General features: G+C 69.6%; 24 protein-coding genes and 1 pseudogene. 12 read left to right on the top strand and 13 right to left on the bottom strand.

Annotation, left to right across the window (positions count from 1 at the left end):
- Positions 1–385 precede the first annotated feature (385 nt).
- Genes OOK40_RS25670 through OOK40_RS25655 form a run of 4 tightly spaced genes read right to left on the bottom strand, consistent with a single transcriptional unit; the run spans position 386 to position 2,645 of the window.
- Complete coding sequence (locus OOK40_RS25670; protein WP_266486331.1) at positions 386–967, bottom strand: NADPH-dependent FMN reductase; 582 nt, start codon at positions 965–967, stop codon at positions 386–388.
- 28 nt (positions 968–995) lie between these two features.
- The gene (locus tag OOK40_RS25665; RefSeq protein WP_266486329.1) at positions 996–1,523 is read right to left on the bottom strand and encodes a YceI family protein; all 528 of its coding nucleotides are present in this window, start codon (positions 1,521–1,523) and stop codon (positions 996–998) included.
- 56 nt (positions 1,524–1,579) lie between these two features.
- A complete protein-coding gene (locus tag OOK40_RS25660; RefSeq protein ID WP_266486327.1) occupies positions 1,580–2,341 on the bottom strand; it encodes an SDR family NAD(P)-dependent oxidoreductase in 762 nt (253 codons plus the stop codon).
- A 1-nt stretch (position 2,342) separates the two neighbouring features.
- Positions 2,343–2,645, bottom strand: a complete 303-nt coding sequence (locus OOK40_RS25655) for a hypothetical protein (RefSeq protein ID WP_266486325.1) — start codon at positions 2,643–2,645, stop codon at positions 2,343–2,345.
- 233 nt (positions 2,646–2,878) lie between these two features.
- Between OOK40_RS25655 and OOK40_RS25650 the strand changes: the two genes are divergently transcribed.
- From OOK40_RS25650 to OOK40_RS25635, 4 genes are all read left to right on the top strand, one after another.
- Complete coding sequence (locus tag OOK40_RS25650; protein WP_266486323.1) at positions 2,879–3,205, top strand: hypothetical protein; 327 nt, start codon at positions 2,879–2,881, stop codon at positions 3,203–3,205.
- 359 nt (positions 3,206–3,564) lie between these two features.
- The gene (locus OOK40_RS25645) at positions 3,565–5,400 is read left to right on the top strand and encodes a glycoside hydrolase family 15 protein (protein ID WP_266486320.1); all 1,836 of its coding nucleotides are present in this window, start codon (positions 3,565–3,567) and stop codon (positions 5,398–5,400) included.
- Positions 5,401–5,883: 483 nt separating this feature from the next.
- Positions 5,884–6,522, top strand: a complete 639-nt coding sequence (locus tag OOK40_RS25640) for an alpha/beta hydrolase (RefSeq protein WP_323136120.1) — start codon at positions 5,884–5,886, stop codon at positions 6,520–6,522.
- Between the two features lie 29 nt (positions 6,523–6,551).
- The gene (locus tag OOK40_RS25635; protein ID WP_266486317.1) at positions 6,552–7,193 is read left to right on the top strand and encodes an alpha/beta hydrolase; all 642 of its coding nucleotides are present in this window, start codon (positions 6,552–6,554) and stop codon (positions 7,191–7,193) included.
- Positions 7,194–7,382: 189 nt separating this feature from the next.
- On the opposite strand, the gene OOK40_RS25630 is transcribed toward OOK40_RS25635, so the two are convergent.
- Together OOK40_RS25630 and OOK40_RS25625 are read right to left on the bottom strand one after the other, a co-directional pair.
- The gene (locus OOK40_RS25630; RefSeq protein WP_266486315.1) at positions 7,383–8,039 is read right to left on the bottom strand and encodes an NADPH-dependent F420 reductase; all 657 of its coding nucleotides are present in this window, start codon (positions 8,037–8,039) and stop codon (positions 7,383–7,385) included.
- Between the two features lie 170 nt (positions 8,040–8,209).
- Positions 8,210–8,977: a pirin-like bicupin family protein gene (locus tag OOK40_RS25625; RefSeq protein WP_266486313.1), complete on the bottom strand. Its 768-nt coding sequence runs from the start codon at positions 8,975–8,977 to the stop codon at positions 8,210–8,212.
- 145 nt (positions 8,978–9,122) lie between these two features.
- Here OOK40_RS25625 and OOK40_RS25620 point away from each other — a divergent pair, with 145 nt between their 5' ends.
- The 6 genes from OOK40_RS25620 (at position 9,123) to OOK40_RS25595 (ending at position 12,710) form a co-directional block, all read left to right on the top strand.
- Positions 9,123–9,626 carry a MarR family winged helix-turn-helix transcriptional regulator gene (locus OOK40_RS25620; protein WP_266486311.1) on the top strand — a complete coding sequence of 168 codons (504 nt, stop codon included), beginning with the start codon at positions 9,123–9,125 and terminating at the stop codon, positions 9,624–9,626.
- A gap of 128 nt (positions 9,627–9,754) precedes the next feature.
- Positions 9,755–10,174 (top strand): nuclear transport factor 2 family protein, encoded by a 420-nt coding sequence (locus OOK40_RS25615; protein ID WP_266486309.1) that lies wholly within the window; start codon positions 9,755–9,757, stop codon positions 10,172–10,174.
- A gap of 83 nt (positions 10,175–10,257) precedes the next feature.
- Complete coding sequence (locus OOK40_RS25610) at positions 10,258–10,785, top strand: YceI family protein (protein WP_266486307.1); 528 nt, start codon at positions 10,258–10,260, stop codon at positions 10,783–10,785.
- A gap of 27 nt (positions 10,786–10,812) precedes the next feature.
- Positions 10,813–11,376 carry an NADPH-dependent FMN reductase gene (locus OOK40_RS25605; protein ID WP_266486304.1) on the top strand — a complete coding sequence of 188 codons (564 nt, stop codon included), beginning with the start codon at positions 10,813–10,815 and terminating at the stop codon, positions 11,374–11,376.
- Between the two features lie 15 nt (positions 11,377–11,391).
- Positions 11,392–12,300 carry an oxidoreductase gene (locus OOK40_RS25600; protein ID WP_266486303.1) on the top strand — a complete coding sequence of 303 codons (909 nt, stop codon included), beginning with the start codon at positions 11,392–11,394 and terminating at the stop codon, positions 12,298–12,300.
- 38 nt (positions 12,301–12,338) lie between these two features.
- The gene (locus OOK40_RS25595) at positions 12,339–12,710 is read left to right on the top strand and encodes a nuclear transport factor 2 family protein (protein ID WP_266486300.1); all 372 of its coding nucleotides are present in this window, start codon (positions 12,339–12,341) and stop codon (positions 12,708–12,710) included.
- Between the two features lie 773 nt (positions 12,711–13,483).
- On the opposite strand, the gene OOK40_RS25590 is transcribed toward OOK40_RS25595, so the two are convergent.
- Together OOK40_RS25590 and OOK40_RS25585 are read right to left on the bottom strand one after the other, a co-directional pair.
- Positions 13,484–13,750 carry a hypothetical protein gene (locus OOK40_RS25590; RefSeq protein WP_266486298.1) on the bottom strand — a complete coding sequence of 89 codons (267 nt, stop codon included), beginning with the start codon at positions 13,748–13,750 and terminating at the stop codon, positions 13,484–13,486.
- Between the two features lie 60 nt (positions 13,751–13,810).
- Positions 13,811–16,477, bottom strand: a complete 2,667-nt coding sequence (locus OOK40_RS25585; protein ID WP_266486296.1) for a LuxR C-terminal-related transcriptional regulator — start codon at positions 16,475–16,477, stop codon at positions 13,811–13,813.
- A gap of 245 nt (positions 16,478–16,722) precedes the next feature.
- Here OOK40_RS25585 and OOK40_RS25580 point away from each other — a divergent pair, with 245 nt between their 5' ends.
- Positions 16,723–18,438 (top strand): MFS transporter, encoded by a 1,716-nt coding sequence (locus tag OOK40_RS25580; RefSeq protein ID WP_266486294.1) that lies wholly within the window; start codon positions 16,723–16,725, stop codon positions 18,436–18,438.
- A 486-nt stretch (positions 18,439–18,924) separates the two neighbouring features.
- Here OOK40_RS25580 and OOK40_RS25575 read toward each other — a convergent pair.
- A pseudogene (locus tag OOK40_RS25575) lies at positions 18,925–19,769 on the bottom strand (SDR family oxidoreductase).
- A gap of 94 nt (positions 19,770–19,863) precedes the next feature.
- On the bottom strand, positions 19,864–20,046 hold the full coding sequence (locus OOK40_RS25570) for a hypothetical protein (protein WP_266486291.1): 183 nt from the start codon (positions 20,044–20,046) through the stop codon (positions 19,864–19,866).
- Between the two features lie 59 nt (positions 20,047–20,105).
- Here OOK40_RS25570 and OOK40_RS25565 point away from each other — a divergent pair, with 59 nt between their 5' ends.
- Complete coding sequence (locus OOK40_RS25565) at positions 20,106–20,477, top strand: hypothetical protein (protein WP_266486288.1); 372 nt, start codon at positions 20,106–20,108, stop codon at positions 20,475–20,477.
- A gap of 190 nt (positions 20,478–20,667) precedes the next feature.
- On the opposite strand, the gene OOK40_RS25560 is transcribed toward OOK40_RS25565, so the two are convergent.
- From OOK40_RS25560 to OOK40_RS25550, 3 genes are read right to left on the bottom strand one after another with little or no spacing between them, the layout of a single operon-like run.
- The gene (locus OOK40_RS25560; RefSeq protein ID WP_266486285.1) at positions 20,668–21,630 is read right to left on the bottom strand and encodes an urease accessory protein UreD; all 963 of its coding nucleotides are present in this window, start codon (positions 21,628–21,630) and stop codon (positions 20,668–20,670) included.
- A complete protein-coding gene (gene ureG / locus OOK40_RS25555; protein WP_266486282.1) occupies positions 21,627–22,322 on the bottom strand; it encodes an urease accessory protein UreG in 696 nt (231 codons plus the stop codon). Before ureG ends, OOK40_RS25560 begins: the two co-directional genes overlap by 4 nt.
- Before the next feature lie 26 nt (positions 22,323–22,348).
- A complete protein-coding gene (locus OOK40_RS25550; protein WP_266486279.1) occupies positions 22,349–23,023 on the bottom strand; it encodes an urease accessory protein UreF in 675 nt (224 codons plus the stop codon).
- Positions 23,024–23,101 lie beyond the last annotated feature (78 nt).

The following is a 23,101-nucleotide window of genomic DNA, read 5'->3' as shown; positions in this document are numbered from 1 at the left end:
TATGCGCTGGGAGGATGAGCTGTGGGGACAGAGCGGGTTCTGCCTTGCGCTAGGCGGTGACGCGAGCGCCGCTACTCATCGACGTCGCTGGCGGCGGGGAAGGCTGCCGCAGGATTGCTTCGAGGCTCTCTCGCTGTTCCGTGCTCACGGAGGATCTCCCTTCGGTCGGCGGCCTCCTCCCGGGAGGCGGGCCACTGCGATCCTTTCCACCAGGCGGGTGATGAGGCATCACCGGATCACGGTGATTCGCACGGCCGGGGCACCCGCAGGACCGATCATCTGCGGACAGGCGTGCCTTCTCGGTGCAATGGGACGTCTCGGCTCGTAGGACATGGCGGGACTTCTTGTACGCCGCAAAATGGGTGAACGGAGCCCGGCGGGTGGCTCAGGCTGCGGCGGCCGAGGCCATGCGCAGCGGTGCGAGCGCGGTGCTCCAGGCGATGACCTGGTCGAGCATCGTGTTCAGGGCGGGCAGGTTGTGGTCGCCGGGCTTGAAGACGCTGAAGTTCTCGAATTCGGTGATCATCGACAGCGTGACCTGCTGGCGTACGTCGGTCATCTGGAGCTCGCCGGCGACGAGCCTCAGCTGTTCGACGGCCCGGACGCCGCCGACACCGCCGTAGGACACGAAGCCGACCGCCTTGTTGTTCCACTCGGCGTAGAGGAAGTCGATGGCGTTCTTCAGTGAGCCGGGGATGCCGTGGTTGTACTCGGGTGTCACGATGACGAACCCGTCGAACGAGGCGATCTTGGCCGCCCATTGCTTGGTGTGCTCGTGCTCGTACTGGCCGAGCATCGGCGGGAGCGGCTCGTCGAGGTGCGGCAGGGGGTGGTCGCGGAGGTCGATGAGCTCGAACGTGGCGTCGTTACGGCGCGAGGCGATATCGAGAACCCACTTCGCGACCTGTTCGCCGTTGCGGTTGGGGCGGGTGCTGCCGAGGATGATGCCGATCTTGAGGGTGCTCATGACGTTGACTCCTTCCGCAGCGGGGGCGCTAGGCGGGGCTGCTGTCGGTGCGTCGGGCGCGGACGGTCGCAGTCAGCTGCAGGCGCCGCGCGGCAATGCCCTTGAGTTTGGTGATGCTGTGGGCGTAGCGGTCGACGGTCGCGGTGGCCTCCACCGCGATCTCCTCCCCGTCGACTTCGGCCTTCGCCACGGTGAAGGTGACGGGTTCTCGGACACCGTGCGCGGTGAGCAGCCCCTGGAGCGTCCACGCGCCGGCCTCGTCCTGTTCGGCCCCGATGGAGGTGAAGACGATGTCCGGGTAGGTGGCGGTGTCCAGCAGCGTCTTGGACAGGACTTGGCGGTCCCGGTTCTTGTTGCCGGTGTCGAAACTGGCCGCGTCCGCGACGGCGTCAACGCGGGTCGCAGTCAGCGGCTCGGCGAGGGAGACGGTGCCGCCGCGCAGTCGGAAGCTGCCGCGGACTGTGCCGAGTCCGAACATGTGCTTGGTGGTGAAGCTGATCTGGGAGCGCAGGGCATCGATGTCATACCGGCCCGGCTTCGGGTCTGTGGTGGTCATCATGGTCTCCTGTCGATTGATCCTTCATGGCTGCGAGGAGTTTGGTACGGCGCCGGTCACCAGACCTTCATGCCGCCGTCGACGACCAGGTCGATGCCGGTGACGTAGGAACTCTCGTCGGACGCGAGGAACAGCGCGACGTTGGCCACCTCCTCGGGGCGGCCGAACCGACCGAGGAGTGTGCGGCTGGTCATCTGGCGGGCCCACTCGCCGTCGGCCAGGTCTCCTCGGGTGGCGTTGCTCTCGATGAGGCCTGGCGAGATGGAGTTGACGCGGATTCCGTGCTCGCTTCCCTCCAGGGCCAGTTGACGGGTCATCCCGATGACCGCGGCCTTGTTCGTCGTGTGGGACAGCGACGGCAGCAGCTTGAAGCTGAGGGAGCCGTTCAGGGAGGCCATGTTCACCACCACGCCGCGACTGGCCCTCAGGTACGGCCAGGCCGCACGGGTGAGGTAGAAGACCAGGTCGACCTCGTCCCGGCGGGCGCCGTCCCAGTCCTCGTCGGTGACCTCCTCGATCCAGGCGAAGCGGTTGCGGGCGGCGAGGTTGAACAGCACGTCGATCCGGCCGAACTCGCCCACCGCGACATCGACGAGCCGTGAGCACTCGGCGGGATCGGACAGACGGCACGGTTGCAGGGACACCATCGAGCCGCCCGCCGCCCGGACCAGCCCGACCGTCTCCTCCGCCGGCTCGACCGCCACATCGCAACCGACGACGAGCGCGCCCTCCCGGGCGAAGGCCAGCGCGGTGGCGCGTCCCATGCTGCCGCCCGTGCCCGTGACGACGCAGACCTTTCCTGCCAGACGGCCCGTCATCTCACTGCCCTTCCTTGGCAGCCGCCACAGCGAGCTTTTCCGCCTCCGCGACACCCACCTGGTCCGTCAGCTTCGGCACCTCGTCGAAGTACCAGCAGATGACCTCGCGCGCCGGGCCTGCCAGCGGCGAGGCCCAGTCACAGAAGAGTTGGGTGGTCACCGCCAGCGCCGTGGTCGGCACCGCATCGGCGTACGCGAGACGGTCGACCCCCACCACGGTGAACCCGGCGTCGGCCAGCCTTGCCCCGACCGCCCGGCCGAGGACACCGCCCGCCCCGGCCACGAACGCCACTCGATCACTCATCGTCTGCTCCGTTCGTCTCTGGCGGTCTAGATCTGAGGGGCCACGGGGTCAGACTCGCGCCGAGGCAGGTGAGTGCTCATCACCGGAACCTGGTGATTCGGCGTCGCTGGCAGGCCACCTACACACCTGATGCCGAGTGGATTGTGTCGCGGACCGCAGGCGAACAAGCGCGGACACCCCGCCGCGACCTGAGTGGGACCGGCCGGTCGCGGCTCATCGACAGGGACGAACTGGTGGCTGCCTTGGACCAGGCGCCCGCCGGACCGGTGACGATCACCACCGCGTCGGCGGGAAGCGGGCAGTCGTCGCTGGTGCGTGCCTGGGCCGACCGTCGCGACGAGGGACACCAGCCGGCGATCGCCCAGGTCCAGCGCGAAGCCCGCGCGATCCTGGAGACGCTCGACGCCCCGCGGACCGACACCGGCGAGATCCGCAACGCCCAAGCTGTCATCCGTCTGGCAGAGGGCGACCCGACAGCGGACCTGACTGCGGCAACGCCAGCCTCGACGGAACCGCGCCCGCCGTCCACAGCGCCACGGTGGTCGAAGCCCAGGTCCTGACCGCGCTTGCGCACCACGCACTCGGGGAGCAACGGGAAGCCGAGCGGGCTGTCGAGGACTCCCTTCGCGCTCGCCGAGCCGCAGAGGCTGGTCCTGCCGTTCATGATCGTCGGCGCCGGGGACCTGCTGGAGGCGATGCCCCGGCGCTGTTCGGCGCATGCCGCGCTGCTCACCGACATCCTCGACCTCCTCCGCGGATCGGCCCCGTCAGCCACACCCAGAAGCGCTGGCAGGCTGCCTGGGACGAGGCGGCCGGCATCCTGTCGGCACGGCTCCGCCAAGCCCGCATCGAGTAGCGACCTAGCATTAAGAGGCAAGCTTCATCTCCGAGCCCGCGCGGCAGCGGCGGGGAGGCCGACATGGCGTTCGACACGACTGGTTTCGAGCAGGCAGGCAACTCCCGCTACATCCCGATCTCCGAGCACGGCCTGATCGGCGATCTCCGTACGACCGCCCTGGTCGGCACGAACGGCACCATCGACTGGTACTGCTGCCCGCGCTTCGATGCGCCCAGCGTCTTCGGGTCCATCCTCGACGCCGACCGGGGCGGGTCGTTCGAGTTGGCCGCCGAGGTCCCGACCCGCACCAGGCAGTTCTACTTCCCCGACACGAATGTGCTGATCACGCGGTTCTTCGCCGCGGACGGGGTGGCGGAGATCCAGGACTTCATGCCCGTGGTCGATGAGTCGCGCGAAGCGGCCCGGCACCGGCTGATCCGGCGGGTGATCTGTGTCCGCGGAACCCTCCCGTTCAGGGCGCGGATCGCCCCCCGCTTCGGCTACGGCGCCGAAGCGCACACCACGCACCTCGAAGGCCACACGGCGGTGTTCCGCTCCCCGTCACTGACGCTCGCGCTGACCGCCACCGCACCCCTGGAAACCGACGGCCTGGACGTGTGGTCGCGCTTCAAGCTCCTTGAGGGCGAGTCCAACGTGTTCGCCCTCGACCATATCGGCGACGACGTCCCGCCCCGGTCGTGCCCGCGCGCCGAGGCGCAGGAGCAGGCCGAGGCGACCGTCCGGTTCTGGCGCAACTGGCTGGCCGCCTCGCGCTACCACGGGCGGTGGCGGGAGATGGTGCACCGCTCCGCGCTGGTGCTGAAGCTGCTCACCTACGCGCCGACCGGTGCGATCGTCGCCGCACCGACCACCAGCCTGCCCGAGCAGATCGGCGGCGAGCGCAACTGGGACTACCGCTATGTCTGGGTCCGCGACGCCGCCTTCTGCGTCTACGCGATGCTGCGCCTGGGGTTCACCTCGGAGGCCGAGGCGTTCATGGGGTTCATCTCCGAGCGGGGCATTCTGCGGGGCACGGGGGAGAGCGGTCCGTTGCAGATCATGTACGGCATCGACGGGCGCATCGAGCTGCCCGAATATGAGCTTCCGCACCTGGAGGGATACCTCGGCTCCGCACCGGTCCGGGTGGGCAACGCCGCCACCGGCCAGCTCCAACTGGACATCTACGGTGCGCTGATCGACTCGATCTACCTCTACGACAAGTGGGGGCAGCCGATCAGCAGTGACCGCTGGGACGAGGTCGGTGCCGTTGTGGACTGGCTGTGCGAGCACTGGGACCAGCCCGACGAAGGGGTGTGGGAGACCCGGGCGGGCCGGCGGAACTTCGTGTACTCGCGGCTTATGTGCTGGGTGGCGCTGGAGCGCGCGATGCGCATGGCGAACCGCCGCGGTCTGCCTGCGGACCTGCCCCGCTGGCGGGAGTCCCGGGACGCGATCTACCGGCAAATCATGCGGCGCGGCTGGTCGGCCGAGCGAGGGGCGTTCGTCCAGGGGCTGGACGACCACGTGCTGGACGCCTCGCTGCTGATGATGCCGATGGCCAAGTTCATCTCGCCCACCGACCCCAAGTGGCTCTCCACCCTGGACGCGCTCACCACGGACCTGGTCTCCGACTCGCTGGTATACCGCTACGACGCGACCGCCAGCCCGGACGGCCTGCACGGCCCCGAGGGCACCTTCTCGATCTGCTCCTTCTGGTACGTGGAGGCGCTGGCCCGCGCCGGCCGGCTCGAGGAGGCCAGGCTCGCCTTCGAGAAGATGCTCACCTACGCCAACCACCTCGGTCTGTTCGCCGAGGAGATCGGCCCGACCGGAGAACAGCTGGGCAACTTCCCCCAGGCCTTCACCCACCTCTCGCTGATCAGCGCCGCCTTCAACCTCGACCGCGCGCTGGGCTGACGCAGCATCACCGCCGGGACGGAGGTACCCGAAGTGTTGCTGCGGGTCGACGGCTGTGGGCAGCGGCGCACTCCAACTGCTGCGAGCGGCTCGTTCGATGTCGGTGAGAAGCAACGGTGTCATGCCGGTGATCCTGTCTGCAGGCGCTGACAGACACAGCAACCTGGCTGCTGCCTTCAAAACTGACAAACGTCTCCCGGCTGCCATATCTGACTGGGTGGAAACTGCCGGGAGCCGGTGACGGCGCCGATGACGGCTTCGGCGGTGTTGCGCAGTCCGGGTGGCGGGCCGCGGTGATGCCGAAGGAGGCGCAGGCGAAGCCCGTCTTTCAGCTGCCTCCCGGCGGGGCTCAGCGTGCGGTGGCCGCCCGGTCGAGATTTGCTTGGTGAGTCGACACCTTCGGCTCCACCGAAAGGACACCGTTTCCATGGCTGACAGGCCCGCAATCGTTCTAGTACATGGCGGTTTCGTGGACGGGTCCGGCTGGCGGCCGGTCTACGACCTGCTCACCCGCGACGGCGCGTCTGCGTGGTGCAGAACCCGACCCTGTCGCTGCGGGACGACGCCGCCGCAGCGCGGCTGATCATCGACGCGCAGGACAGCCCGGTCGTGCTGGTCGGTCATTCCTACGGCGGCGCAGTCATCACCGAAGCGGGCACCAGCCCGAACGTGGCGGCTCTGGTCTACATCGCGGGGTTCGTGCCGGACGCGGGCGAGTCGGTCAACACGCTCCTCGGCGGCTTCCCCACCGACGTGCCCGGACCGCCGATCCTGCCGCCCAAGGATGGCTTCCTCTTCCTCGACCGGGACAGTTTCCACGCAGCGTTCGCCGGTGACCTGTCCGCCGACCAGGCCGCGTTCATGGCCGACTCGCAGGTCCCCTGGGGGGTGGACGCCCTCGGCCAGCAGGTCACGGAGGCCGCTTGGCGGACCAAGCCGAGCTGGTACATGTTCACCACCGAGGACAAGATGATCCCCCCGCCTGCCCAGCGCACGATGGCCGGCCGAGCCGGCTCGACCACCGTCGAGGCCGTGGGCAGCCATTCCATCTTCGTGTCACAACCGGCTGCTGTGGCCGACCTCATCAAGCGGGCCGCGTCCGCGGTTGCCGTGGCGCCCTAGCCGCAGCTACTGGAGCCGAGGGACCGCCAGTGGCAAGAATTCACGTGATCGTCCTCCCGGGCGGTGGGTACACCGAGCATGCGCCGCACGAGGCCGAGCCGATCGTCGACTGGCTCAGCGGGCTCGGTGTGCAGGCGAGCGTCTTCCGCTATCCGCTCAACGCCAGGCACCCGGTGCCACTCGATGCCCTCCGTGCCGAGATCCGGCGCCTCCGCGCGAGTGGAGCGGAGCGCATCGGTCTGATGGGCTTCTCCGCGGGCGGTCACCTGGCCGGCCTTGCGGCCCTCGAACCTGGTGCCGAGGGGCAACCCGTGCAGTTCGTGGTCCTCGGATATGCGATCACGTCGATGGAGACCGAGACCTACCGCCCCGCCAGACTGATCCTGCTGGGGGAGAACGCCAGCCCCGCGCTGCGACGCTCCACATCCTTGGATGCACTAGTGACGTCTGAGTCACCACCGTTCTTCGTGTGGCACACCGCGGAGGATGTCTACGTCCCTCCCGAACACACCTACCGACTTGCTGCCGCGCTGGCGGACCACAACGTCCCACACGCCGTTCACGTGTTCGCGCACGGGCCGCACAGTCTCGGCCTGGCCGAAGGCGCGGGGGACGTGGAGACCTGGACAACCTTGGCCGCGTCATGGATTCGCGAACGCGCCTCACCCTGACTGGCCACGGTGTTCGTGCGCGCGCAGAACGGCGTCGAGTGGACCGGCGCCCCGGACGATGTAGAGCTCGCCTGACCACCCAAGACCCCGCCCCCGGCCGCGCCCATCCCCGTGGGGCGCACCGGGTTGGGTGCTTCCGAGGATCACGCCGCCGCGGTCATGCTCTGCTCCGCTCCTTCGCGTCTCGCTTCACTGGTGGCCGGCGTCAAGCTCGGCCCGCGCCTGGTCGAGGTCGACGACTTGGCCGTTGAGCCCGAACTGGTGCAGGTCACCTCCGGGTGCCTCGATGCGTTCGGCGTCGGCCAGGCCGCCGGCCTTCACCGGGTCGAAGCCGGCCGCGCGGATCAGCCGCTCGGCCGTCACTGCGGCGCTGCTGTCGTCGGTGGCGTAGAAGAGCGCCGCACGGCGCGGCGAGCGGTTCGCGCTTGCCGTGAGCACATCGGCGCCCAGGGTGCCGAACGCCTTCACGTAGTGGGCGTTCGCAGGCAGCAGGGCGGCGATCACCGATCCTGCCGACTGCCCTTCGGGCAGCGACCGCCCGACCTGGCCCTTGTCGTCGAACGCGATCGGGTTCGACGGATCGATCACGACCTTGCCCTCAAGCAGCGGTCGGACCTGCGGAATCAGCTCCCTCATGGCATCCAGCCAGATGGCGAACACGACGGTGTCGGCACCCGTGATCGCGTCCTGCACGGACGCGGCGCGTGCAAGCGGCCCGAGCTCGTCCGCGAGCTCCTCCGCACGCGACGCGCCCTTCCCCGCCAGGACGACCCTCTCGCCCCCGGCTACCAAATGCCGGGCGACGGCACTTCCGATGTTGCCGACCCCTACGATTGCAGTGGTCATCCTCAGCCTTCCCTTCCGTTGACGTTGAACCAGTTCTAGCTCCGATGTCTCAGATGTCCTGGACGTCGCCGCGCAGGGGTCCGAATACCTGATATGCCCTCACCCAGTCGACCGATCCCCTTGCTTGATGACCATCCGTCCTCGTCGACGATCCGCGCTCGGCCGACCCATCAGAGGGTGGGGGCGGCGTGCATCTCCCAGATGAGAATTTCGGCCGGCTCGACGGCGGCGACACCCTGTCCACCGGTGGCGGTGAAGCGGGCTGCGTCGCCCTGGGCGAGGACGCCCACACCTTCGATGTCCACCGATCCGCGCGCGACGAAGAGGTGCAGGAACGGCGCCTCGGGCAGCGTGACCTGCTGCCCGGGGCGCAGCCGCGCCGCGTGCAGGGCGGCGTGCCGGTTGTGGATCCGGATCGCGGTCGCGTCCCGGTGTCGGTCCATGCCCGCGGCCACGGTGAAGAGCGACCCGCTGAGCAGTTCGTCGTCGATCTCCAGTTGCTCGTAGCCGGGCGTGACCCCCGCCTCGTCGGGCAGGACCCACATCTGGACGAAGTGCACGGGGTTGGTGGGGCGCTCGCCGGTCAGCCGGTAGGTGTCGTTCTTCTCCGAGTGCAGGATGCCGGTTCCGGCGCTCATCCGCTGGGCGAGGCCGGGGTAGATCACGCCGGAGTGGCCGCCGGAGTCCTGGTGGACGAGCGAGCCATGGAGCACCCAGGTGACGATCTCCATGTCCCGGTGAGGGTGCGTCTCGAAGCCCGTGCCGGGCTGCACCAGGTCTTCGTTGTTGACCAGCAGCAGGCCGTGGTGCGTGTTGGCCGGATCCGGCCGACCGGTGCCGAGTGAGAACGAGTGCTTGGAGTCGAGCCATGACAGCCGACTCGTCTGCCGCTCACCGGCCCGTCGCACCTCGACCGTGGGTGTCAGCAGTCCGGGCATCAGGTGCCTCCCCTCGATTCAGGATGTTCGACATTCAACTTTGAGCGTACGTCGTCATCACATGAACATTCAAGTAATGGCGCCCATCAAGGAGCCCCAAGACTGACCCATGTCATCCGCATGGTGCGGCTGATACGCTCCCAGAGTGACCCCCCAGGACGAGGCGCCCCAGGCGCCGGCAGACGAGCATGCGGACCTGTGGCTCGCCCCCGGCGAGCTGACCTCCTGGCTGTCGGTGGTACGCCTGATGACCCGCCTGCCGTGGGCCATCGACACACAGCTGCAGCGCGACGCCGACCTGAGCATGGTCGAGTACATGACCCTGGCCATGCTGTCCGAGGCCCCCGAGTGGACCCTGCGCATGAGCGTGCTCGCCGAGAACACCAGCACGTCGCTGTCGCGGCTCTCGCACATGGTCAAGCGGTTGGAGAGCCGCGGCTACGTCCGCCGCGAGCCGGACCCGGCGGACGGGCGCTTCACCAACGCCATCCTCCTGCCCGTCGGCATGGGAAAGCTCGAGTCCGCCGCTCCGGCGCACGTGGCCTACGTCCGTCACCTGGTCGTGGACAACCTCTCCGGCGAGCGCCTGCGCCGCCTCGGCCAGGATGCCGAGCGCATCCTGCAGCGTATCGACTCGCCCGCGTGCTGACTTGACACGTCAAGCGACCTTCTAGCTCCTTCTTGGAACTTCGATGCCATCGCAGGGCTTGCGCGCGACATTGACTTGAATGTTAAAGTGAATGCAGAAAGCATCGCCATTGCGAGAGGAGAGTTGAAATGTCGCTCGACAATGAGAAGATCATCCGCAGCGCGTACCAGGTCGCCGAGGAGCAGGATGTCGCCGGCTGGGTCGCGGCGTTCACCGAGGACGGGACCTTCACCGACATGTCGATCCCGTACACCTACCGCGGCGCCGACGAACTCGGGAAGACGGTCGAGGTCTACGCCAAGGCCTTTCCCGACATGCACCGCGAGCTCGAGCGGTTCTACGTCACCGGCGACGTCGTGATCGTGCAGCTGAGGCTGCAGGGCACCCACCTCGGCCCGTTGGAGCTGCCCGCCGGGACCATCCCGCCCACAGGCAAGCGCATGGACGCCCCCTGCTGCGACGTGTTCGAGCTGGTCGACGGCAAGATCAAGCGCTTCGACTGCTACCCCTCCGGCACGGTCATCGCCGCCCAGCTCGGCCTCGCCTGAACAACCGACCTAAGCTTCATTTGAGTGTTCAAGCTGGCAGGGTTAGAGTTTGACTTGAATGGTCAAGTTATGAGGAGGTCATCATGACCACCGCAACGCCAACGCCGGGACAGTACGCCATCGACGTCCCCCACTCCGAGATCACCTTCACCACCAAGCACATGTTCGGGCTCGGTACCGTGCGCGGCAGCTTCCGGCTGCGCGGCGGCACGGTCTCCCTCGCCGAGCCGCTCACCGGCAGCCGGGTGGACGCCGTCGCCGACGCGGCCAGCTTCGACACCGGCAACAAGAACCGGGACCGCCAGGTCCTGTCCAAGGCGCTGCTGGACACCGCCGACTACCCCGACATCACGTTCACATCGACCGGGGCCGAGCTGGACGAGGCCGGCGCCTGGGCGCTGCCGGGGCTGCTGACCGCACATGGTGTCCGCGCACCTGTCACGTTCACCGTGGCGAGGGCCGAGGCCGACGGCGACGAGATCGCCGTAGAGGCCACCGCGACCGTCGACCGCTACGCCCACGGTGTCACCAAGCTCAAGGGTGTGGCCGGACGGCGCCTGCGGCTGACCGCGACCGTCCGCGCCCGCCGCACCGACGGCAGCCCCGCCTAGGGCCGGGCCGCGGAAGGAGTGAACGTCATGAGCACTCTCAAGATCGCCGTGATTCTCGGCAGCACCCGCCCCGGCCGCAACGGCAAGGCGGTCGCCGACTGGGTCATCGACCGCGCGGGCGCCCGGACCGCCGCCGAGTACGAGCTGGTCGACCTCGCCGACTGGCCGCTGCCCTTCATGGACGAGCCGCTGCCGCCGTCCATGGGCCGGTACCAGGGCGAGCACACCAAGGTCTGGGGCGCCAAGGTCGCCGAGTTCGACGGCTACGTCTTCGTCACCCCGGAGTACAACCACTCCATCCCCGGCGTGCTGAAGAACGCAATCGACTTCGCCTACGCCGAGTGGAACAACAAGGCCGCCGCCTTCGTCTCCTACGGCACCGTCGGCGGCATCCGGGCCGCCGAGCACCTGCGCACCATCGCCAGCGCGGTCCAGCTCGCCCACGTCAACCAGCAGCTGGCCTTCTCGCTGTTCACCGACTTCGAGAACCTCTCGCTCTTCAAGCCGGTCGAGCACCACGACGCCGCGGTCACCAAGCTCTTCGACGAGCTAGAGGCGTGGTCCACGGCGATGAAGACGCTGCGCGACTGAGCGGCTGGAGACACCATGCCCGAGCAGAACCCTCCCCTCGCGTCCGCAGGCACGTACGCACTCGGCTCCTGGCAGGTGCGCCGGATCGGATACGGCGCGATGCAACTGGCCGGCGACAACGTCTTCGGCCCGCCCCGCGACCGCGACGAGGCACTGCGCGTGCTGCGCGCCGCGGTCGCCGGGGGCGTCAACCACATCGACACCGCGCAGTACTACGGCCCCGGCGTCGTCAACGAACTGATCCGCGAGGCGCTGCACCCCTACCCGGATGACCTGGCCATCGTCAGCAAGGTCGCCGCCCGGCGCAACGAGAACGGCGCCGTCCTGCCCTACGACGAACCGCTCCAGCTGCGCGAGGGCATCGAGGAGAACCTCACCACGCTCGGCGTCGACCGGCTGGCCGCGGTGAACCTCCGCATCGTCGACGCAACGACCGCGCCGGGCAAGCGCTTCGACGCCCAGCTGGCGGAGCTCGCCCGGGCCCGCGACCAGGGCCTGATCGACGGGATCGGCCTCAGCAACATCTCGCGGGAACACCTGCTGCGGGCCGCCGAGCAGACGCAGATCTCTTGCGTCCAGAACCTGTTCAACCTCGCGGACCAGCGCTCCCTCGACGTACTCCAGGAGTGCACGAGCAGAGGGATTGCGTTCGTGCCCTTCTGCCCCCTCGGGTGGCCGCGCGGCATCCGGAACCGGATCCTCTCCAGCCCCGTCCTCGCCGACCTCGGCAAGCGGCTGCGGGCCACCCCGGCGCAGCTCGCCCTCGCCTGGCTGCTCGACCTCGCACCCAACATCCTGCTCATCCCCGGCACCCGCACCCGCACGCACCTGGCCGAGAACCTCACCATCGCGTCGGTACGGCTCGACGAGACGTCACGCAATGAGCTGGCCCGGGAGTTCCCGCCCCCGAACCGCCCTGCCTGAACAGCGACCCCAGCAACGCCACGACCCGGAGGACCCTCATGGGCAACACCGTCGCCGACCTGATGCGCCGCAACCTCCTCGACGTCTTCAACGAACCCGACCCCGAACGCCGCGCAGCGGCCATCGCGGAGACCTACGCCGAGGACGTCGTCTGGCACGAGCCCGACCGCATCGTCCGCGGGCGCGAGGCTCTCGCGCACCGCGCCGCGGAGCTGCGGGAGCAGACCCCGGACTGGGTCTTTCAGCCGCATGGCCCCGTCTCGGTCAACGACGACCTCGGTCACCTCGCCTTCCGGTACGGCCCTTCGGGCCAACCGCCCGTCGTGAGCGGAATGGACATCGCCCACTGCAAGGACGCCGTCGTCGTCGAGCTCTACACCCTCGTCACCGAGGCCCCCCAACCATCCTGACCGCCCGGCCGGTTCTGCGCGTCCGCGCGGGAGGAGCCGACGCGCTCCGCGGCGACCGTCCACCACGTGGGCGCGAACGCTGGGGTCGCGATGGCGAGGCACGTATGCGAAGGCCGTGGTAATCCGTCCGTGACGAGAGATCAGAATGGGGGGACTCCAAACAAATCAGCCACCATCCCGGCGGTGCTCTCGGGCGCGATCACGCTCAGCTGAGGGCATCGGGGGCCAGGTACGGGGTGAGGTCGAAGGAACGCGCAGCAGCCCTGTTCGGCCGCGGCGAGCACCACGAGCTGCCTGGCGCGCTCGGCGTCCGGTGGGAGGACAGCCGCAGCCCGTCGTCGATCTCCTCGCGCTACTCGGCCAGGGCGCCGAGCGTGCAGGCGACCGGGGCGTCCCGCCACGCGTCCACGTGTCGTCAGACCGCTGACGTTAAGTCGACTCGAAGGTCAAGCTTCGACCACCGCCGAACCGCCCGAACCTGTACAGGGCCGGTTGGCCAGGTCGCATCCACGTGCGAGTTCGCCTACCTGGGCCTCCAAGATTCAGCGAACCCGCGCACTTCGGCGTTCGATCCACTCGATCGTGGACACTGAATCCGTGTTCCTCCAGCGCCGCAACAGTCGACGCCAGCGCATGCTCATCTGGCAGCGTGGCGAAGCGGTCAGGGGTGGCAGTCGTGCTCACGGCTGGTCCTCCGTGATGCAGATCGCGCCCCGCACTGGGATGTGCCAGCAGCCAACTGGCTGATCGAGTGCGCCCGAAGGTAGTGGCCGTCAAGGTGAGCGGCGGTCACCTGGTGCCGGCGATTTGCGGTCCGGGCGGTCCGGGCGGTCCGGGGTGAGCTTTTGGATCTCCAGCAGGTCCAGGCCGAGCGCCTCGATCTCGGCCAGCACGCCGTACAGCGCCGACCGGTCCAGCAGGCCGGTGAGCAGGGTGTGCGGGCCGCGACGCTGCGGCACCAGCGCCGGAAACGCCGACAGCATGGTGGCGCCGAGATGCCCGTCGATCCGGATGATGTACGGGGCGGGTGCCGAGTCCATGGCGCCATGGTCGAGCGCGGGCAGGTGACCCCGCATCACCGGGATCCGGTGGCGGCCGGGCTAGCGCGTGCGGCGGCCGGCCAGCAGCCGCAGTTCTCTGGCGCGTTTCACGGCCGAGGACCGGTCACGGACCTGGAGCTTGGTGTAGATGCTGCGCAGGTGCGTGCTGACGGTGTTCGGCGAGACGGAGAGTTCGCTGGCGATCTCGGGCCGGGACAGGTTGGTCGGCAGAAAACGCAGCACCCTGAGTTCGGTCGGGCTGAGCTCCTCCGCCGGCGGCTGCGCGGAGTGTTCTTCGGCTGCCGGGGATGAGCCGTGGAGGACGTCGAGGATGTCGGCGAGCAGCGCGGCGTGCGCGGTCTGGTGCCGGGGCAGCGCCTCGAGCAGGTCTGCTGAGCCGGTCATCGCGAACGGCAGGACCAGCCGGTCGGACTCCGCCATGGCCAGCGCCTGTTCCGCGGCCTGGTTCGCCGCGTGCTGGTCACCGAGTTCACGATGGGCGAGCCCGGCGAGCAGGTGCGCCTCGAGGACCGTGACGTAACCGAGGACCGGTGCCGTGCCGCCGAGAACATCGTGCAACGCATCCAGGGCTCCTGCCGGATCGCCTTGCGTGAGGCAGATCGCCGCGCGGGCGTTATGGATCTCACCGGAGCCGGCCCGCTCGTCATCGAGCGCCGCGAGGGCGGAGCGGGCTTCGCCGGGCAGCCCGAGGCGGGCTTGCGTGGCGAGCAGCCAGCCGGTCATCTGGCTCGCCAGCGCCCACGATCCCTCCAAGCGCGATACCAGGTGTTCGGCCGCGCCGAACTCCTCGAGCGCCTCGCGGCGGCGGCCGCGACCGGCGTGCAGCATCGCGGCCGTCTGGTGCAGCAGCAGCCTGATGTCGGGCCCGGTGTCTGTTCGCAGAGCCCGTTCGGTGCGCCGCAACCACCGCTCGCCCTCGTCGAACTCACCCAGCCACACCATCGTGCCGGCGAGCGTCATCAGCGCGGGTGCGATCACCGGTTCCGTGCCCCAGCCGTACCGTTCGGCGAGCTCTATCGCCTCGCGGCACCGTCGCTGGGTCGTGGCGAACGCATCGATCTTCGGCATATCAGCACTATGGAAGATATACGCGAAACTGAGCTGCGCGAGGCAGCCGACTTCCAGGTACGGCCGGCCGATCTCCCGGGCCAGCACGGCGCCCTCCCGGAGGTGGCGTACGGCGTCTGGCAACCCCAGCGACCACGCCTCGGCCGTCCCCAGATTCATCAGCGCCACCGCGCGCAGGTCGCTGTCCAAGGCAATGTCCTCGTCGGACTGCCCTGATACCGGGGAGTCGAGGAACCTGACGTTCTCGACGACGCCGGCCAGGTGACCTCGCCGTCTGGCCAGTGACAGCTGCAGGGACGCGATCGCCACCCCGAGGCGGCGCCGGCGCTCCGACGTCGTCGTCGCGGCGTACGTCTCGGCGACCGCCAGATGCGCGGCCGCCTCGTCCAGGCGCCCCTGGACCAGGTCACCCATCGCGCGCACGAGGGCCAGCTCGGGGCGGTCCTCGCCCGGCGGGAAGGCCCGCACCAGCGCCTGCATGGTCTGCGCCTGCCCGTCGAGCGTCAGGCTGAACGCATGGTCCGCCAGGAGCAGGGCCGCGTCAGCCCAGGCGCCGGCCGCCTGGGTGTGCCGGACGGCCTCGGCCACCTGGCCCTGCAAGGTGAACCATCCGGCGGCCCGCCGGTGCAGCGCGGGTACTTCTTCGGGCAGCGTCCGGCGCAACTCCAGCCGCAGGAGATCCGCGAACAGGTGGTGGTAGCGGAACCAGGTGCGCTCGGGGTTGAGCGATTCGACGAACGCGTTCGCGTCTTCGAGACTCAGCAGGACCTGTTCCGAACTCGGGCGGCCGGTCAGCAGGTCGGCCAGCTCGCCGTTGACCCGATCCAGCAGGGAGGTGCGCAGCAGCAGATCCTGGACGTCGGGGGGCTGGCGTTCGAGCATCTCGGCGATCAGGTACTCGGCGATCGTGCGGTCGCTGCCGGAGAACTCCGCGACGAACCGCTCGGGGTCGGGATGACCGACCAGGGAAAGCGCCGCCAGCCGCAGGCCCGCGGCCCACCCTTCGGTCCGCCGGTGCAGCAGCGCCGCTCCGGAGTCGGAGAGCGCGATGCCCGAGGCGTCGAGCAGTTCGCGGGCTTCGCGCTCGGAGAAACGCAGGTCCGCCGCGCGGATCTCGGCGAGCTCGCCCGTCAGGCGCAGCCGGTGCAGCCGCAGCCGGACATCGTGACGCATGGTCAGTATCGCGTGTGCCTGCGGGGGAAGGCTGGTCAGCAGCCGGGTGAGCTCAGTGGGGGCCTCTGGCGACAGCAGCTCGTGGAGATCATCGATGACCAGCGTGACGCCGCCGTGGGCGTCGGCCAGCTCCGACAACACCCGGTCGACCATCGCCGACGCGTCGAAGTCGGGTGTCGCTGCCGGCCGTGCCTCGCCGCTGTCCGCACCGCCGTCCGCGCCGACGGCGTAACGAACCGCACCGAGCAGGGCCAGCCAAAACTGCTGGGCGTCTTGCTGGCCGCGCGGCACCTGCACGAGGGCGAGCCGACGTGGCTGACCCGGCCGGTCGGCCCAGGCGCGCAGCAGAGATGTCTTCCCGCTGCCGGCCGGAGCCGAGATGACCGTCACCTTGCCCGCCGCCGCGCGATCCAGGGCAGCGACGAGATCATCCCGGTCGATCAGCCGGGGAGCTGCTGGAGGCACCGTTAAAGGCCCGCCTTCTATCCACGCCCGACACCCTGGCACCGGTCACCCAGCCCCGGCACCTTCCCGTCGGTACCAGGCTAGCGCGCACCTGATGACGACTGCGCGCGAACCCCGGATCAGCCGCAGCCTCGCAATCACCGGGATCGGGTGACGGCATCTCACCCGCCTGGCGGCAAGCCTGGGCCCGTAGCGAACGCTCGCACGGCCGCCAGGGACGTGCTCCGAGATCCAGGGGAGATACCGTGACCTCGCCAGCCTCCGGCGCGGGCAGCGCCTCCGACCCACCCGACTACGCGCCCACCACCCGGTCGGAGCGATCCGAGTCTGGGCGTGCGGCCTCACCCTCCGCCCCGGCCGGCGGCCGGGACCACCGCCTCGGCCTGGCTCTGCTGGTCATCGCCACCGCCCAGCTCATGGTCGTGCTCGACGCGACCATCGTGAACGTTGCCCTCCCGGACATCCAGCAGGCGCTCGGCTTCTCCGGCAGCGGCCTGGAGTGGGTGGTGAACGCCTACGCGGTCACCTTCGGCGGCCTGCTCCTGCTCGGCGGCCGCGCCGGCGACATCCTCGGCCGGCGGCGGATGTTCGTCTTCGGCCTGCTCCTGTTCTCCGCAGCGTCGCTGCTCGGCGGGTTCGCCACCAGCCAGTCGTGGCTGCTCACCGCGAGGGCGGTACAGGGAGTCGGCGGCGCGGTGATCGCGCCGACCGCGCTGGCGCTGATCACCACCAACTTCCCCGAAGGCGGGGCACGCAACAGGGCGTTCGGCGTCTACGCGGCGATGGCCGGCGCCGGCAGCGCGGTGGGCCTGCTGCTGGGCGGCATACTGACGACCTACGCGTCGTGGCGGTGGGTGATGTTCGTCAATGTCCCGATCGGGATCCTGGTGGCGGCCGCGGCGCCGCGCATGCTGACCGAATCGCCCCGCCGGCCGGGCCGCATCGACGTGGCCGGCGCGATCACCGGCACCGGCGGCGTCGCGCTGCTGGTCTACGGCCTGTCCAAGGCCGCCACGGGGCCCGACGGGGTATCGCACTGGGGTGATGCGCAGGTGGTGGCGTCGCTGGCCGCGTCCGTGGTGCTTCTCGTATCGTTCGTGCTGGTCGAGAGGCGTAGCTCGCACCCGCTGCTTCCGATGCGGGTACTCGCCGACCGCAACAGGTCGGGTGCCTACCTGATCATGCTGTGCGTCTCCACAGGGCTCTTCGGCTTGTTCTTCTTCCTCACCCTCTTCATACAGAACGTCCTCGGCTACAGCGCGATCCGGACGGGCATCGCTTACCTGGCGTTCGCCATCGGGGTCGTGATCGCCTCCGCGCTGGCCTCGCAGCTGGTGCCGCGGTTCGGCTCACGGCCGCTGATCGTGGCCGGCACCGCCGCGGTCGCGGGCGGGATGTTCTGGTTCTCCATGCTGACCGAGCACGCCGGCTACGCCGGCCAGCTGCTCGGCCCGATGCTCGTCAGCTCGTTCGGGCTCGGCCTGGTGTTCGTCCCGCTGGCCCTGGTCGCCCTGCACGACGTGGCCGAGCAGGACTCCGGTGTCGCCTCCAGCTTGCTCAACGCCGCTCAGCAGGTCGGCGGCGCAATCGGGCTCGCTCTGCTCGGCACCGTCGCCTGGACGACCACTGCGGACAGCGTCAGGACTCAGGTCGCGCAGGCGGGCCGGCCGCTGCCGAAGCCGGGCACGCCCCCGCCTGCGTCCATCTACGACCACGCGCTGACGGTCGGCTTTTCCCGTGCGTTCCTGGTCGCCGCGGGGATCGGGCTGCTCGGCCTGCTCATCGCGATCACCACCATCCGGGTCCCGCGCCAGGAACTGTCCGGTGCCGTGCCCGCGCGGCCAGAGACGGCGCCGCAGCCCGCGGTATCGCAGCCCATGGCACAACAGCCCGTGACTGTGCAGCAGCAGGAGGACCGAGCCGCCCTCGCCGCGGCAGCCCGTCCTTGCCGGCTTTGCTAGCCGACGCGTCGTCACCACCGGGGAGAAGAGCGCAGGGAAGTGCGCGGCTGCTGAGCGGTGGTGATCCGGGGTGGCAGTTGAATTCCTGGATCTTGCCGTCGCACACGTACCAGAAGTCGGCGGTTGGGCTGTCGAGCGTGGGACATCGCTGCGCGCTGGCTGACCGGCGACGAGGTGTACGGCGGGCGCGACCTGCGTCGCAAGACCCCGGCGGCTCGGCTTCGACTATGCGCTCGCAGTGCGCGCCGACCACTGCGCCACGACCAGCGCCGGCTCCTTCACCGCCGCCCACGTCGCCAGCCGGGTCCCGGTGAAGGCATGGGCCAGGATAGGTTGGCGGATTCCTGGATCGCTACAACAGGGAACCTGCTCGCGGGTTGTGACAGGTCATGGGTTCGCGAGCGGGTTGGCACGTGTGGTGTGCCAGCTCCCATCCGCAGCCAGCGTGCCGCCGATCCGGAGGGGTTCGCGTCCGGGTGCCGGTCTTCAGACGCTGGTGTTGTCGTAAGCCAGGTTGCCGCCCAGCGCGCGGGATGCCTCGGCCTGCGCCAGCAGTTCCTGGGCCTTGGCCTTCACACCCTCAATGGCGTTGGCGCCGGCGACGAAGCGCAGCGGTGGCTGCTGCTGGTCGGCGATGGCCAGCAGGGCGCGGGCGAGCTTGGCGGGGTCGCCGGTCTGCTGACCGTTCATGCTCTTCCAGGCTTCGATCGTCGCGGTGGTGCGTTCGGCGTAGTCGTCGATGGTCGGCTCGGGCCAGGTGGTGGAGGCGTCCACGAGCAGCTCGGTACGGAAGAAGCCAGGCTCCACGACCGTGGTGCGGATGTTGTACGGCTCGACGTCGTAGCGCAGTGACTCCATCCAGCCCTCGACGCCGAACTTGGAGGCGGTGTAGGCGACGCAGAACTCCTGGCCGATCAGTCCGGCCGACGAGGAGAGGGTGATGATGTGGCCGTCGCGCTGCCCCCGCATGATGGGCAGGATGGCGCGGGTGACGTTCATGGGACCGAAGAGGTTGGTCTCGATCTGCTGGCGCATCTGCGCGGGCGTGATCTCCTCGAAGTAGCCGGCGAAGAAGTTTCCGGCGTTGTTGACCAGGACGTCGATGCGGCCGAAGCGGTCGACCGCTGCCTGCCCGGCTGTCTGGGGGTCGTCCAGGCTGGTGACGTCCAGCTTGGTGACCAGCAGGCTGTCCTGCGGTCCGCCCAGGGCCTTCTCGACCTCCTCGGGGCGGCGGCCGGTGGCGACGACCTGATGGCCCGCGTGAGGGCCTCGCGGGCGATGTCAGTGCCCAGACCGCGTCCGGCACCGGTGACGAAAATGACCTTGCTCATGAGGGATTCCCTTTCAGGCACCGGACCCGGCACCCGGTGCGGTGTGGTGATGATGCGTGCTGTCGCCAATGGAGTTGCCTCGGCGGATACGCGGTCATGCCTGGTCGGTGGGCATGATCCACAGCTCGCCGATGGCGGCATGGCGGGGCCGGGTGACCATGTAGGCGACGCCGTCGGCGATGTCCTCGGGGGCGAGGACCTCGGTCGTCTCGTAGAAGGGCGTGATCATCGCGCCCTGGATTTCGGGCTTGTTGTGCGAGCCCAGCTCGGTGTCCACGCCTCCCGGCTCCGGGACACCGACGCGGACGTGCCGCTGGGTAAGCGTTGATTCTCCGCGTGGATGCCCGCTGGATCGAGGAAGCCCTCCAGCAGTTCGAGGAGAACACCGGGCGCGAAGTCGGCATCGACGACTGGGGCGCCCTCGCCGCCGCCGTGTACCGGCACGGATACGAGCTGCACGCAGGCGACCCCTTCTACGTCGAAACCCCCGTCCGCGCCGCGGTCCTCCTGCAGATGTTCGTGGCTACCACCCCGCTGACCGACTACAACGGTCTTGTCGGCAGCGCCCTCGCCGTCCGCTACCTGCGCGAATCAGGCGAGCCCGTCAAACCCCCCGCCGGCGGCATGAACCAACTGGTCAAAGGCCTTCGAAACGGCACCCTCACCCTGCGCGAGGTAGCCGCCCAGCTGCGCGCCTGGGCTCGCTGACGGGCCGCACGACGCGCTGGAGAGGCAGCCCGGGGCCGCGACCAGACCCCGGGGTGCCGCAACCTCGCGGGCGGCCAATGCCTCCCCTGACTCCCCCTGCAGATTCAGCCGGATCAGAAAGCTGGTGCTGCCCAGCGGGCCGGCTTCGAGGTCGGGCGCGCGCCGGGCAGCACCGTCCAGGATCGGCCGCTCATGCTTGCGCGATCAGGGCGTGTGCGAGGGCCGTGTCGAGGAGGCGGCGCAGGTGAGCCGGTGTGTGTGCGACGGCGGTAGCGAGCATTCCCGGCCCGTTGGCGAGAGGGGTGAGGACGGCGCATCCCTCCACCGGGTCGTCACCGATGACACATGGCTTTTGATCTGCGGTTAGCTCAGGGTAAACGGCGAGGAGTTGTCCGGTGGCGCGGTGGCCGCCCAGGACTGCGGGGCCGTCCCAGGCCGGTGCCGGGTCACCGTAGGTGGTGTGCTGGTCGAGGAGCAGTTGACCGTCGCGCCGCACGGTCAGGCGGGTGGAGAGATGACCGGGGGGCTCGGCTGTGCGGCCGAGGAGTTGTTCTTCCCGCAGCAGCAGGCGGGAGGTGGAGGCGAGTTCCACCGTGTAGGACTGGTGCAGGGTGCTGCCTCGGGTGCTGATCAACGGCTGTGGCAGCCAGTTCAGGGATGCGTTCTCGCCGACGGTGAGTCGAACGTCGTAGGTGGCGGGGGCGGTGGTGGAGCCGCGCAGGGCGATGGTGGCGGCGGCAGTGGTCACCTCGAGCTCGGATCGCGCCTCGGCCGCGATGTCGAGTTCGAGGCGGTCCCCGCCGAGCGGTGCGCTCATTGCCCCGATCACGCTGACCCGTGCCCGCCCGGCGCGGGCTCGCAGCCGGCGCAGGTGGAAGGGACCGTCGTTGTGCAGGAGCGGGAGCGTTGTGGTGCGGCCGTTGTGGGCGGCACGGATACGGGCTGTGGCGTGGACGCCGGTGGGGTGGAGGACGGACGTGTGGTCCTCGGGTGGGCGGCTCTGGGCACTGGGGTGGGTGCCGGGCGTGTGCGCCTGAACCGCGGAGGGCGTCTCGTCTGCCCGCCCGTTGTCCGCCTCGTCTTCTGCAGCAGTTCCCGGCCGGTGGCCGGCCGGCGCCCGTGTCGTGGCCGGCAGTTGCGTGGCGCCGGTCACGCGGCGGCCCCGGCGCGCCACGCGGCCAGACGCCCAGTGACCCAGTCGGCGACGGGACGGATCCCGTCGGCCGAGGCGAGGCTGGTGAAGGCGACCGGCAGCATGCCGCGCTGCTTCTTCGCATCGGCTGCCATGGTGTCCAGGTCGGCACCGACATACGGCGCGAGGTCAGTTTTGTTGACCACGAGGAGGTCGGCGGTGGTGATGCCGGGCCCGCCCTTGCGCGGGATGTCGTCGCCGCTGGCCACGTCGATCACGAACACCTGGGTGTCGACGAGTCCGCGCGAGAAGGTGGCGGTGAGGTTGTCCCCTCCGGACTCGATGAGAATCAGGTCCAGCGGCCCAAGTGTCTGCTCCAGCTGCTCGACCGCTTCGAGGTTGGCGGAGATGTCGTCGCGGATCGCGGTGTGCGGGCAGGCGCCGGTCTCCACGGCGGTGATCCGTTCTGGCGGCAGCACGGCCTCGCGGCGCAGGAACTCGGCGTCCTCGCGCGTGTAGATGTCGTTGGTGACCACGGCGATGGACAGCCGGTTCCGCAGTGCACGGCACAGCGCCGCGACGGTCGCGGTCTTGCCCGAGCCCACGGGCCCGCCGAGCCCGACCCGCAGTGCGCGGCGGCTGCCGTCGGGGTGCTGCGCATCGGCGCTGTGGGTGTGGCGGTGGGGCATGGTGGTGGGATGGTCGAGGTGCACGGCGACTCCAGGTCGGCAGCGGCAGGTCAGGAGGCGAAGAGGCGGACGCTCCAGGCGGCGTGTTGCTCGCCGGTGATGTCCAGCAGCGGTGAGGACGCGGCGGGCAGCACGCCGACGCCTTCGGTGACGAGGTGATCGGCCGCGGCGGCTGCGGTTCGGGCGATCTCGTCGAGTTCACCGGCGAGCCGCGCGAGTAGGGCGGTCGCGTCGAACGGGTCGAGGCTCAGCAGTCGTACTGCTGCGGTCGCCGGCCCGCTGACGCTCTCATACGCGGCGCACTGCGCGGCATCGAACGGCGTCAGGCCTGCGGCGCGGGCCGCAAGGCCGAGGACGATCGGCTGGTGCGCTCCTTGCGGCAGGACGCGGGCGATCCGGTCGAGGTCGGGCGAGGGCCAGGCGGCGCGCGCCGCCCGCAGCATCTGCCGGCCGAGCCTGCGGGCGACCTGTCGCAGCGCCGGCGCGGGCGTGCGGGCATCGGCAGCCTCGTCCAGCATCAGAAGGTCGTATCCGGTGGCGGCTGCGGCGGCGAGCCCGGCCGCGGTCAGCCCGGCGGTATGCAGGCGCCCCCGGCAAAAAGCCTCCAGACTTGCCGTGTCGTACACGCCGTGAGAGGCGATGGCGGCCTCCACACCGCCGGAGTGGGCATGCCCGCCGGCGGGAAAGCGGCCATCGGCCAGGACGAGCAGGGCAGCACGGCTCATGGGGGCAGAGGCCCGCCTTTCACGGAGACAGGCGGCCCGGCCAGAAGGCGCGGCCAAGCCGATAACGGGAAAGCGGGA

It is taken from the genome of Streptomyces sp. NBC_01481 (assembly GCF_026339995.1).
In the GTDB taxonomy this organism is placed as follows: Bacteria; Actinomycetota; Actinomycetes; order Streptomycetales; family Streptomycetaceae; genus Streptomyces.
Note: the sequence above shows the minus strand (reverse complement) of the source record. Positions and strands in the feature narration are given on the sequence as shown.